The sequence below is a fragment of the Candidatus Omnitrophota bacterium genome, from assembly GCA_013791745.1.
Taxonomy (GTDB): domain Bacteria; phylum CG03; class CG03; order CG03; family CG03; genus CG03.
Window position 1 is genome coordinate 1 of sequence record VMTH01000148.1, and the last position, 12,256, is coordinate 12,256.

At 50.2% G+C, this 12,256-nt stretch carries 13 protein-coding genes; 12 read left to right on the plus strand and 1 reads right to left on the minus strand.

The features are described 5' to 3' along the window. Nucleotides 1-344: 344 nt before the first annotated feature. Complete coding sequence (locus FP827_06950) at nt 345-1,226, plus strand: hypothetical protein (GenBank protein ID MBA3052805.1); 882 nt, start codon at nt 345-347, stop codon at nt 1,224-1,226. A gap of 4 nt (nt 1,227-1,230) precedes the next feature. Continuing rightward, a complete protein-coding gene (locus FP827_06955) occupies nt 1,231-2,082 on the plus strand; it encodes a metallophosphoesterase (protein ID MBA3052806.1) in 852 nt (283 codons plus the stop codon). A 223-nt stretch (nt 2,083-2,305) separates the two neighbouring features. Here the strand turns inward: FP827_06955 and FP827_06960 are convergent, their stop codons facing one another. Continuing rightward, nucleotides 2,306-2,683: a sulfite exporter TauE/SafE family protein gene (locus FP827_06960; GenBank protein ID MBA3052807.1), complete on the minus strand. Its 378-nt coding sequence runs from the start codon at nt 2,681-2,683 to the stop codon at nt 2,306-2,308. 228 nt (nt 2,684-2,911) lie between these two features. Here FP827_06960 and xseA point away from each other — a divergent pair, with 228 nt between their 5' ends. The 10 genes from xseA to FP827_07010 all read left to right on the plus strand — a co-directional run. After that, nucleotides 2,912-4,123 (plus strand): exodeoxyribonuclease VII large subunit, encoded by a 1,212-nt coding sequence (gene xseA, locus FP827_06965; GenBank protein ID MBA3052808.1) that lies wholly within the window; start codon nt 2,912-2,914, stop codon nt 4,121-4,123. Further along, nucleotides 4,120-4,365: an exodeoxyribonuclease VII small subunit gene (gene xseB, locus FP827_06970; protein ID MBA3052809.1), complete on the plus strand. Its 246-nt coding sequence runs from the start codon at nt 4,120-4,122 to the stop codon at nt 4,363-4,365. The genes xseA and xseB overlap by 4 nt, the downstream gene beginning before the upstream one ends. Next, nucleotides 4,349-5,206, plus strand: coding sequence for a polyprenyl synthetase family protein (locus FP827_06975; protein MBA3052810.1), 858 nt, complete (start codon nt 4,349-4,351; stop codon nt 5,204-5,206). The genes xseB and FP827_06975 overlap by 17 nt, the downstream gene beginning before the upstream one ends. A 2-nt stretch (nt 5,207-5,208) precedes the next feature. Beyond that, nucleotides 5,209-7,056 carry a 1-deoxy-D-xylulose-5-phosphate synthase gene (gene dxs, locus FP827_06980; protein ID MBA3052811.1) on the plus strand — a complete coding sequence of 616 codons (1,848 nt, stop codon included), beginning with the start codon at nt 5,209-5,211 and terminating at the stop codon, nt 7,054-7,056. Beyond that, nucleotides 7,053-7,685, plus strand: a complete 633-nt coding sequence (locus FP827_06985; GenBank protein ID MBA3052812.1) for a phosphoribosylanthranilate isomerase — start codon at nt 7,053-7,055, stop codon at nt 7,683-7,685. Before dxs ends, FP827_06985 begins: the two co-directional genes overlap by 4 nt. Before the next feature lie 4 nt (nt 7,686-7,689). Next, nucleotides 7,690-8,913 (plus strand): tryptophan synthase subunit beta, encoded by a 1,224-nt coding sequence (trpB, locus tag FP827_06990; protein MBA3052813.1) that lies wholly within the window; start codon nt 7,690-7,692, stop codon nt 8,911-8,913. After that, the gene (locus tag FP827_06995; protein ID MBA3052814.1) at nt 8,838-9,740 is read left to right on the plus strand and encodes a tryptophan synthase subunit alpha; all 903 of its coding nucleotides are present in this window, start codon (nt 8,838-8,840) and stop codon (nt 9,738-9,740) included. The genes trpB and FP827_06995 overlap by 76 nt, the downstream gene beginning before the upstream one ends. Continuing rightward, nucleotides 9,725-10,540, plus strand: coding sequence for an acetyl-CoA carboxylase carboxyltransferase subunit beta (locus FP827_07000; protein ID MBA3052815.1), 816 nt, complete (start codon nt 9,725-9,727; stop codon nt 10,538-10,540). The genes FP827_06995 and FP827_07000 overlap by 16 nt, the downstream gene beginning before the upstream one ends. Beyond that, complete coding sequence (locus FP827_07005) at nt 10,537-11,802, plus strand: Glu/Leu/Phe/Val dehydrogenase (protein ID MBA3052816.1); 1,266 nt, start codon at nt 10,537-10,539, stop codon at nt 11,800-11,802. The genes FP827_07000 and FP827_07005 overlap by 4 nt, the downstream gene beginning before the upstream one ends. Before the next feature lie 125 nt (nt 11,803-11,927). Then, on the plus strand, nt 11,928-12,256 hold a 329-nt coding region (locus FP827_07010; GenBank protein MBA3052817.1), incomplete at its 3' end, for a type II toxin-antitoxin system RelE/ParE family toxin.

The following is a 12,256-nucleotide window of genomic DNA, read 5'->3' on the forward strand; positions in this document are numbered from 1 at the left end:
TGTGAAAAAATGGGGATTCATGACTTTGCGGCACAGGCTTTCCTTAAACTGATGTATTCAGAGAACAGTGAAGAGATGATGGTGCATTTCTTTTACAACCTGAAACAACTGGGCCTCGGTTCTTTGGTTGACCGGAGTTTGAAGGGTGACTTGCCTATTGCTAACGGGGAAGCTTGGCTGTCAGGAAAAGATCTGGTAAAAATAAAGTCAAGAATTAAAGAATTGGAAGAGCAATATAAGAAAGATTAATGATGGCAGCACCCTGTCACATTAATTAGTGATAGTAAAAATGTATCATTCCCCACACCTTTCTGTAAGCTGAAAAATGAAGTAAACTATATTGTATGAAATGCGCTAAGTGCGGTTATGATAATAAAGACGGCGCGCTTTACTGCGGTATGTGCATGGAGTCATTCAGAAAGAAAAGCCCAAGTGCCGAAGAAGCGCCGGCGCGTCTGACTGCGGACAGAATGAAGCCGCCTTTTTCCGGGGCGGAAGTCCTTGCCCGCTCATGGGTCTGGTGTCTTACGGCATTTGTTATTTCATTTTTTATCACGCCGAAATTCCGCCTTATCTGGTTTCCGTTCAGATTTATCAAGGTTTTCGCCCATGAGATGGGACATACTGTTTTTATGTGGCTGTTTGGACATTTCGCTATACCCGCCGTAAATCCGGTTGATACCGGCGGTGTTGCGATGAGTTTGTCTTACACTCCGTCTTTCTGTGTATTTTTACTGATTGTTATTGCGGGTTTTACTATTTTTTACAGAAAATATAAGGGTGTTATTCTCACGGGGAGTTTAGTGGCGCTCATTTATGGACTATTTGCTTTCACTCCGGCAAAAGACTGGCTGATCTCGGCAGGGGGTATTTTGGGAGAATACGTTCTTGCGGGCGTCTGTCTTTATTTGTGCCTCTTCAAAAAGAAATTTCCATCCGGTCTCGCCGGCGTTGAACGGCTTCTTTACGGAATTATCGGCTGGCATGCTATTATCGAGGGACTTGGATTTCTTTTTAGACTAAAATCTGACAGGGCTTTTTACAACACTTATGTCAGCGGTTCCAGTTGGCAGACGGGAATGACAGGCGACCTTGCTAAAATCGCCTTTGACATCAATTACAGATTCTCAATGAATTCGTTTAATTCAATCGTGAATATTTTTATTGCTCTCACATTTGTTCCGCTGATTATTTTGGCTGTAATTATTTTTAGAAAATTAAAATAGCGCTATGAAAAAATATATCAGAATTTTAAAAAGAGATTCTTTGTTGCTCGCCGCGATTATAGCTACCTTTTTTACATATTCCTTCATAATTGAGCCGCGATGGGTCAAAGTCAATCAATATGAGTTGAAAATAGATAATCTTCCGCCGCAATTCAGGGATTTCCGCATTGTCTTATTTGGTGATATACACCGCAGTAAGATTGTTTCTGCCGGATATATCAGTAAATGTATTTCTAAAGTCAACAAGCTGAATCCGGATATTGTGCTCAATACAGGCGATTATATTACGGGAAAGCAGGGCTACATTTTTGATATTGTAGAAATGCTCAAAACAATAAAACCTGAATACGGGGTTTATTCGGTTTTGGGCAACCACGACGGAGAGATTGTTGCAAAAGGGCTTAAACAGGCAGGGATAAGGGTGTTAAGAAACGAAAGCGTGACTATTGAAAAAGACGGCGGGATACTCCGGTTAATCGGCCTGGATGATTCTCTGTCCGGATACGAGAATATCGTAAAGGAACTGAAGGATGCTAAAAAAACGGAAGTGCGTTTGTTAATGATGCACAACCCTGATTTATTTAAAATCCTGAAGTTGTATGAATACAGAATAGATCTTATTGCGGCGGGTCACACACACGGAGGGCAGGTCGTTATTCCTTTTATAGGACCACCGCTGGTCCCTTCAATATATGGCAAAAAATATGCTTCAGGATTTATCAGGGAAAAGAAAGGCTTAATGTATGTGACCAGAGGCATCGGAACATATCTTCTGCCCGTGAGATTTTTCTGCCGGCCGGAAATCACCTTATTTGTATTATCAGATGAAAAAGATAGCGGATTAAAGGATGATTAATTTTATGAAACGTTTGTTGTGTAATCTTCTATATTTTCTGCTTTTGTTGTTCTTGTTACAATTCCACTAATAAAAAAGATATGGGCTATTCCCGCCCGAGGATTTGTTCAATTGGGCGTAATTGTTTGACATTCGAAGATAGTTTGAAACGCTCCGCCAAAAATATTCCGGTTATATTCGGCGGCAAAAGTGTTTTTGCCGTGAAAAGGCTTTTTGCAAAAAATTACTTGAATATCATGTAGAGGGAAATTGTCAGGAGGCAGGCACCGAAGGTTTTCCTCAGGACTATTTCAGTACACCCGACGGCGAATTTAGCGCCGATCAAACCGCCGAGCACAAATCCCAGACAAAGAAGTCCGGCCACGGGCAGATTGACATGTCCCTGCTTGTAATAGGTTAGCGCGGCGAGGATGCCGATAGGGGGGATCAGCATGGCGAGAGTGGTTCCCTGCGCCATGTGCTGGGAATAGCCGAAAAGATACACCAGCGCCGGCACTATGAATATGCCGCCGCCTATCCCTATCATCCCGCTGAGAACGCCCGCGATCAAACCCACTAATAAATATGGCACGATATCCCTCCTTAAAAAGCAGCTGACTATAAAGGTATTATGGCTATATTTTTTCAAAAGTCAAATGCTTTTCATGCTCAATTATTAAGAGCCGCCGACGGCGAAACCCTCACGGCTGTCCCCTTGCATTGCAGAAGAAAAAGAAAAAGCAGGGCGTCCGCCTTATCCTTTTTCAACAAGTCACGAAAGTCAACCTCTGTCACCATTCCTTTTTTTTCCATCTTTAACAAAGCGTCATTATTTATTAGAATCCAGGCCATGGACACGATAGATAAGATCTACACGGTGACGGAGCTGAACAACCGCGCCAAGCTTATGCTCGAAAATGAGTTCAAGGGCATAGTTCTTGACGGGGAGCTCTCCAATTTCAAAAAATACAGCTCGGGGCACTGTTATTTTTCGCTCAAAGACGCCGGCGGACAGATATCGGGGGTGATGTACCGTTTCAAGGCCGCGCTTCTCAAATTTGTTCCGAAGGACGGGCTGAAGGTCAGGGTGAAGGGCACGGTGACGCTCTATCCCGTGCGGGGCTCCTATCAGATACTGGTTGACGAGATGTATGAGAAAGGCGTTGGCGAGCTGCAGAAAAAATTTGAGGAACTCAAAAAAAAGCTCGAGAAAGAGGGCCTCTTTGACAAATTAAGAAAACGGCCGCTGCCGTCAATGCCGCAGAAAATAGGCGTGATAACCTCTCCCACGGGCGCGGCAATAAGGGATATTCTGACCGTCCTCAAAAGAAGATTTTCAAATGTTCATGTTCTGATAAATCCGGTCAGGGTGCAGGGCGCCCAGGCTCCGCGTGAGATAGCCACGGCCATAGAGGAAATGAACAGCCATTTTCCCGATATAGATGTTCTCATCGTCGGCCGCGGCGGCGGATCGCTGGAGGACCTCTGGGCTTTTAACGAGGAGATCGTGGCCCGGGCGATATTCGCCTCAAAGATCCCCGTCATATCGGCGGTCGGACACGAGGTGGACTGGATGATATCCGATTTCACCGCCGATGTGCGCGCGGCCACGCCGTCGGTTGCCGCCGAAATAGTGCTGGGCAGGAAAGAGGAACTCGTCAAAAGCGTTGACGGCGCCGCAGAGAGGTTGAGAAACGCCCTGAACAAAAAGCTCTCGGGCATAGACGACAGGCTGGCCGCGGCGCTGAGGAGGCCCTATCTGAGGGAGCCGGCGCTCTTCATGTCGCGTTTTGTGCAGGGTTTTGACATAGCTCTTGAGGGCTTTCTGACGGCGAAAGGCAGGATGTTCGAGGATTGCGGCGAGAAGATCAAAACACTCTCAGGGAGGCTGAATATACTTTCGCCCCTGAGCACTCTCGCGAGGGGTTATGCCATCGCCGAGAAAGCCGGGGGCAGGGTGATAAAGACATTTTCAGACGCCGAGCCGGGGGAAAGGATAACTGTTCGGCTCGGAGCCGGGGCTCTCGGATGCGAAGTGCTGGAGACAAAGGAGAAAATATGAGCGAAAAGAAAACCGCTTCCAAAAAAGATTTTGAAAAGGACCTGAAGCGCCTTGAGGATATCGTGGCTCTTCTTGAAAAGGGGGAGGCCCCGCTGGATGAGTCAATAAAACTTTTTGAAGAGGGGATAGAGAAGGCCGCCGAGATGAAAAAAAGTCTGGAGGAAGCCAAGAGGAAAATAGAGATAATCTCAAAGAAGAGCGGCCTTGTCACGACGGAGAAATTTGATGAAGAAGAGTTCTGAAAAAGCGGCCCTTGAAAAAAAACTCCTGAGCCTTCTTCCCGCAGGATGTGCCTTCACGAAAACCCTTGACCGGGCGCTGGTCTACTGCATGAAGACGGGCGGAAAAAGGTTAAGGCCCCTGCTTTTTATGGATGTTGTAAAAGCGGTAAAAAAGGATATTCCGCCGGAGATGAAGAAAAAAGTCCTTGATTTCGCCTGCGGCATTGAGTTCATCCATGCCTATTCGCTCGTTCACGACGATATAATGGACGGCGATGATATGCGCAGGGGTAAAGAAACGGTGTGCAAAAAATTCGGTTCCTCAACCGCTATCCTCGCCGGTGACGCGCTCCTGACAAGAGGCCTGGAAATACTTTACGGTTCTTTCCCCGGGGCCGCGGCCATGGTAAACGCCGGCGTGGGTTCGCCCGGTATGATAGCGGGCCAGGCCGCCGATATGGCGCAGGAGGGGAAAAAGTCCCGCTCGGAAAAAGCACTGTGGTACATTCACCTGAACAAGACGGCGGCTTTTTTCGCGGCTGTGTGTGGCGCCGGAGCCGCGGCGGCAGGAGCCCCCGAAAAGGACGCGCGCAGTTTCGCGTCTTTCGGCCGGCGCCTCGGCATGGCTTTCCAGGTGCGGGATGACATGCTCGACAGGGTGGGCGACATGAAAAAATATAAAAAATCCCGGAACGACGAAAAAAATGATAAGCTGACGGTGCTGAAATTTTACACGCTTGCCAAAGCCATGCGGATGGTCAACGAGATAAGCGCCGAGGCGGAAGGTTTTCTCGAAAAACTTCCCTATGACACATCGGCTCTTTTAGAACTGTCCGGCGCGCTGAGGGAAAGGGAGTTCTGAATATGGCGATCCTTGATATGATAAATTCCCCGCGCGAGCTGCGGCTCATACGCAGGGATCTTCTGCCGGGGCTCATGGAGGAGATACGGGAGAAAATAATAGACACCTGCTCTAAAACAGGCGGTCACATCGGCGGAAGCCTGGGCGCGGTGGAACTTATCACGGCGCTCCATTATGTCTTTGACTGCCCGAAGGATAAAATAATATTTGATGTGGGCCACCAGGCCTACGCGCACAAGATACTGACGGGCCGCGCCTCGCGTTTTGAGACGAACCGCCAGTTCGGCGGGATATCGGGTTTTCCGAAAATGACGGAGAGCGTCTTCGACGCTTTCGGCGTCGGCCATGCGTCCACCTCCATCTCCGCCGCTTACGGCATGGCCTGCGCGCGCGACATGAAAGGCGAAAAAAACAAAGTGATAGCGGTCATCGGCGACGGCGCGCTGACAGGCGGGCTGGCCTATGAGGGCCTCAACAACGCCGGATGTTCGGGGAAGGACATACTTGTGATACTGAACGACAACAATATGTTCATCTCGCCGCGCGTGGGAGCGGTGGGGAGCATGCTGACAAGGATATTCTCGCTGGGCATCGTGAAGAAAACGGAAGATTCCGTCGTGAATTTTCTCAAAAGGCTCAAAGTCGTGGGCCTTGAGATACTCAGGATAGCCCGCCGCATTAAAACCATACTTTTCCCTGGCATGTTCTTTGAGGAGATGGGTTTTTCCTGCTTCGGCCCCGTGGACGGCCATGATCTTGACCGGCTCATATCGCTTCTCAGTAGGATAAAAAAATTCAAGGGCCCGGTTTTTCTCCATGTGATAACGAAGAAAGGCAGGGGCTACAAACCCGCCGAGGAGAATCCCGCTTCATTCCACGGCCTGGGCGCTTTTGACAAAGTGAGCGGCGATATCGCTCCGTCATCAAAGAGCTATTCCGATGTTTTCGGCGAGGTCCTGTGCGACCTCGCCGCGAAAGACGGTAAGATAGCCGCCATAACCGCGGCCATGCCAGCCGGCACGGGCCTTCTGCGTTTCGCCGAACAATTTCCGGACCGTTTTTTTGACTGCGGCATCGCCGAGGAGCACGCCGTCACTTTCGCGGCGGGTCTCGCCTCGCAGGGCATAAAACCCGTTGTCGCTCTTTACTCAACTTTTCTGCAGAGGGCTTTGGACCAGATAATACACGATGTCTGTCTGCAGGATCTGAGCGTTGTTTTCGCCGTGGACAGGGCGGGACTCGTCGGTGATGACGGCCCCACGCATCACGGTAATTTTGATATTTCATATCTGCGGCTGATCCCGGGTATGACCGTCGCCGCGCCGAAAGATGTGCGGGAGCTGGCGGATATGCTCTACTCCGCCCTGAAATACGGCGGCCCCGTCGCCGTGCGTTATCCGCGCGCCAAAGCGGAAGAGATGAGCTATGGAGGCGAATTCACATTCATTGAGAAGGGGAAAGCCCAGATCCTTATCCCGGGGGGGGATGTACGCATCGCTGCGCTGGGGAGCATGGTCTACCCGGCGATGTTGATCTCGCAGGAGCTTGAGGGAGCGGGAATAAAATGCGGCGTTATCAACGCCCGTTTCGCCAAACCGCTGGATTTGGAAACATTAACAGAGGCAGCTGAAAATGCTAAACTCCTGATAACGCTTGAGGAAAACACCGCCCCCGGAGGTTTCGGCTCGGCGGTGCTGGAGGAACTTCCGGCGGCTTTGCTTTCCCGCGTGCGGCGGATAGCGCTTCCCGACAGGTTTATAACCCACGGTGCCATAGATGAACTGAAAGAGGCATCGGGCATTGATGTCTCCTCGGTGGTGAAGAAGATCAAGGGCTTTATGAAAAAATGAGAACAATGATCAAAATATGCGGCGTGACGAACGAGAAGGATGTGAATTTCATATCCATGCTGGATGTGGATTTCATAGGTTTCAATCTTGTGTCGGGCTCCAAAAGGGCGGTTTCTGAGAACGCCCTTAAAAAACTCGTCTCTATGGTTCCTTCCTATATCAACTCCGTGGCTGTCATGGTAAACCCCGAATTGAAGGATGTGAAGAGGATAATAAAGAAAACGGGCATATCTTTTTACCAGCTCCACGGCGACGAAAGCGTTGACTTTGTCAGAGAGGTGAAAGAGCTCGGCGTGAAAGTGATAAAGGCCTTCAGGTTTTCCGACGGAGATTCCGTGGAAAAAGCACTGCCTTACGCCGAATGCGCGGATTATCTTCTCGTTGACAGTTTTTCGCCGGAGACGCCGGGAGGAACGGGCATCAGGTATTCTGCGGATATAGCGAAACAAGTGAAGGGAATGGGGCTGCCCATGTTCCTGGCCGGCGGCCTCGATCCCGACAATGCCGCCGAAGCCGTCAGCGGGGTAGAACCTTTTGCCGTGGACACGGCATCAGGCGTTGAGAACAGCCCCCGCAGCAAAGACATTGAAAAAGTCAGGGCCTTCATAAGGGCGGTGCGCGGGGCGTAAAAAAATGAAAAAGCAAAAACGCATAGCAACGTTAATAGGAACCGTCCCCATTACCACAAAAGCTTTTTACGGGCCTTTCGGCGGACAGTTCGTGCCGGAGACGCTCTACAAACCTCTCAGGGAGCTTGAGAAAGCTTTTAACGGCGAGGCGAAAAGCGCCGCCTTTCAAAAAGAACTGGCACAGCTTTTGACGGATTATTCGGGAAGGCCCACTCCTCTTTATTACGCCGGAAGGCTTTCTTCTTTTCACGGACGCCGGATTTATCTAAAGAGAGAGGATCTCAATCACACGGGTTCGCACAAGATCAACAACGCCCTCGGGCAGATACTTCTCGCACGGAGCATGGGCAAAAAAAGGATAATAGCCGAGACCGGAGCCGGCCAGCACGGCGTGGCGGTTGCCACGGCCGCGGCTCTCTTCGGCATGAAATGCGTTGTCTATATGGGCAGCGTTGACATAGAAAGGCAGGCGGTCAATGTCGCGCGGATGAAACTTCTCGGCACTGAAGTCGTGCCCGTGACAAACGGCGACGCTACGCTGAAAGAGGCCGTCAGCGAGGCCATAAGGGACTGGATATCCGATCCTTCAGGTACCTATTACCTTATCGGTTCCTGCGTCGGGCCGCATCCTTATCCCCTGATGGTGAGATTTTTTCAGTCCGTGATCGGCGATGAGACAAAAAGACAGATAATGCAAAAGGAAAAACGCCTTCCTGATTATCTTCTCGCCTGCGTCGGCGGCGGTTCCAATTCTATTGGTTTTTTTCATCCTTTTTATAAGAACGCCGTCAAATTCATAGGCGTTGAAGCAGGCGGCACGGGAGGATCTCCCGAGAACACATCCGCCTCAATATGCTACGGGTCTCCGGGGGTGCTGCACGGCGCATTCAGTTATCTTCTGCAGAGTGCCGAGGGCCAGATCCTTGAAACGCATTCCGTGGCGGCGGGCCTTGATTATCCGTCGGTGGGGCCCGAGCACAGTTTCTACCATCAGACCGGCCGCGCCGAATATGTCAGCGTTTCCGACGCTGAAGCCATCAAAGCTTTTGAGCGCCTCTCAAAACTTGAGGGCATCATACCGGCTCTTGAATCTTCTCACGCTCTGGCTTATCTTTCGCATCTTGCTCCGAAGACGAAAAAAAACGCCGTCATATGCGTGTGCCTTTCCGGCCGCGGCGACAAGGACATGGCGATAGAGAAAAGTCTCGCGCGGAGCTTCAAAAAATGAAAAGTCAAAAACGCATTGCGTCGGCACTATCAGGAACCGTCCCCAATACCATAAAATTTTCGGTTTTTGAAGGCTGCGGGATTAACGCTGCCGCGCGGGGGAAAGCCCTCAACATATTTTTTGTCGCGGGAGTGCCGGACATGAAGACTTCCGCGGAAGCCTTAAGAAAACTCCCCGCCTGCGGATGCGACATCATAGAAATCGGCGTGCCGTATTCTGATCCTCTCGCCGACGGGCCCGTCATAAGGGGCGCCTACACGATGGCGCTGAAAAAGGGCGTCACCCTCAAAAAGGTGCTGGAGCTGGTAAAGGCCGAGCGTAAAAATGTGCCGGTGCCCATTGTGCTGATGATATACAGCAATCTTGTGCTTCGCAAAGGAGCGGATAATTTTATAAGAGAAGCCGTGGGAAGCGGCGTAAACGGGGTGATAGTGCCGGATATGATGTATCCGTATTCAAAAGATTTCGCCCTCCTGTGCCGCGAGTCCGGCCTGGCCTTTATACCTCTTGTCGCTCCGGCGACGGAGAAAGAAAGGATAAAGGAAATATCCGCCTCCGGCGACGGATTCCTTTATTATGTCAATGTTGAGGGCATAACGGGAGCGAGGGAAAAGCTCCCCGCGGGGATCGCGTCCAGGCTCAGGGAAGTGTCAGAGGCTTCAGTCCTTCCTGTTATGAGCGGTTTCGGCATACCCCGCCCGGAGCATGTGAAAGCCATAAAAAAATATGTTGACGGGGTCATCGTCGGCAGCGCCGTGCAGAAAGAGCTCAATGCCGGCAGAAAACCCTGGGCTCTGGTAAAGGAGTTGAAATGTTCTTTTTCATAAAAAAATCCGACGACGGCCTGTGGATGAAATGCGCCTCATGCAATGAGATCACATACAGGAAGCAGCTCGTGGCCAATTCCTACGTCTGTTCCAAGTGCGGAAGTTATTTCCGTATAGGAGGAAAAGAATACATAGACCTTCTGACCGACGAAGGCAGTTTTACGGAATATTTCTCCGATATAAAACCCACCGATCCTCTCAAATTCTATGATGTTAAAAAATACGCCAAAAAACTCAAGGAAGCCCAGAAAAAAACGGGCGACAATGACGCTTTTATCTGCGGATTGTGCTCCATAAACGGCGTCAGCGCGGCGATAGGCGCGCTCAATTTCGCTTTTATGGGCGGGAGCATGGGCTCGGTCGTCGGCGAAAAGATAGTGATGCTCACGGAAAAAGCCGTCAGGGACAAACTGCCCGTTGTCATAGTCTCAGCATCGGGCGGAGCGCGCATGCAGGAAGGTATCCTTTCGCTGATGCAGATGGCCAAAACTTCCGGGGCCCTGGCGAAACTCGCGAATGAGAAGCTGCCCTTTATATCCGTTCTGACAAATCCCACCACGGGCGGTGTGAGCGCGAGTTTTGCTTTTCTCGGGGATGTTATAATGAGCGAGCCTAAGGCGCTCATCGGTTTCGCCGGGCCGCGCGTGATAGAGCAGACCATAAGGCAGAAACTTCCGGAGGGTTTTCAAAAGGCGGAATTCCTGCTTGAAAAGGGACAGATAGACATGATCGTCGAAAGGGGCGAACTGAAAAATAAAATATCGGAAATTCTGAATATTCTCAAAGGAGGGAAATCATGAAAAGTAAATCTACGGGGGATGTTATGAACCCATGGCTTGTCGCTAAACAGCAGCTCGCTTCTGTCGCCGAGAGCATAGGCCTTGAGCCCTGGATATACAACAAGCTCAGCGAGTGCAAGAGGAGCCTTATTGTTTCCATACCGGTCAAGCTGGACGCAGGCGGGGTGAAAATGTTTGAGGGCTTCAGAGTGCAGCACAATCTTGACAGGGGCCCCGCCAAAGGCGGAATACGCATACACCCCGCTGTGACGCTGGACGAGGTGAAGGCCCTCGCCATGTGGATGACATGGAAGTGCGCCGTTGTCAACATACCCTACGGAGGAGCCAAGGGCGGTATCACATGTGAACCTTCCGAACTTTCAAAATCCGAACTTGAGAGAATGGTCAGGCGCTACACCTCGGAGATAGGAATAATAATAGGCCCGGAAAAGGATATTCCCGCGCCGGATGTCAATACGAATCCGCAGGTGATGGCCTGGATAATGGACACATATTCAATGAATGTGGGCTATTCGTCGCCGGCCGTTGTGACGGGAAAACCCGTGAGCATAGGCGGTTCTCAGGGCCGTCCGGAGGCCACCGGCAGGGGGCTCATGATCGTTGTCAAAAAACTCCTGGAGAAAATCGGAAAGAAACCTCATGATATGACGGTGGCGGTGCAGGGTTTCGGCAATGTGGGCGGAGCCTTCAGCAAACTCGTTTCGGAGCTCGGATGCCGCGTGATAGCCGTTTCCGACGTGTCGGGCGGCGTTTACAATTCCAAGGGCATTGATATTGACGACGCCCAGAAATATGCAGCCAAGAACGGCGTGCTGAAAGGTTATAAGGCCTGCGACGCTGTGAGCAACGAGGAACTCCTCGAGCTCAAATGCGATATCCTTGTGCCTGCCGCCCTTGAGGGCCAGATAACATCCTTGAACGCCGCGAAGATAAAGGCGTCCTATGTCATTGAGGGCGCCAACGGCCCGACGACACCGAACGCGGATAAAATACTTGAGGACAGGAATATTGTTGTGATCCCGGACATTCTCGCCAACGCCGGGGGTGTGACCGTGTCTTATTTTGAATGGATACAGGACCTCCAGTCCAACTTCTGGAAATACGAACAGATAAACAGCAAGCTGACGGATATCATGTCCGAGGCTTTTGACGCCGTGTGGGACATGATGAAAAAGAAAAAGTGCAGCATGCGTCTGGCGTCTTACATGATAGGCGTCGGAAGGGTGGCGGAAGCTGTGCGACTGAGAGGCATTTACCCGTAGTAATACTCTCTTTGCGCCCCGGAGCAGCCGGCTCTTATTGATCCGCCTCTGCGCGAATGACATAGGGCTTGACAATACAATCAAATAGTTGTATTGTCATAGTGAGTGTGCGAAGGAAGTGGGGAATGGAAAAATTCACATGTGTTTTTTATGAAACGGAAAGTGGAACGAAACCGGTAGAAGAATTTATTGATGCTTTAGATAAAAGCAGTTGGGATAAATTTGATTTTAAGAAAGGATTGCTTGAAAACAATGGTCCGGCATTAAGGAAGCCGCACACATCACCGCTTGGTGATGGAATTTTTGAATTAAAATTTATAGGAAAAGAAGGACAGATAAGAGTCCTCTTTTTCTTTTGGTATAAAAAAGTAATAGTTTTTTTACATGGGTTTGTGAAAAAAACCCAAAAGACCCCGGCAAAAGAATTGCGAATAGCGAAACAAAGAAAATTAAA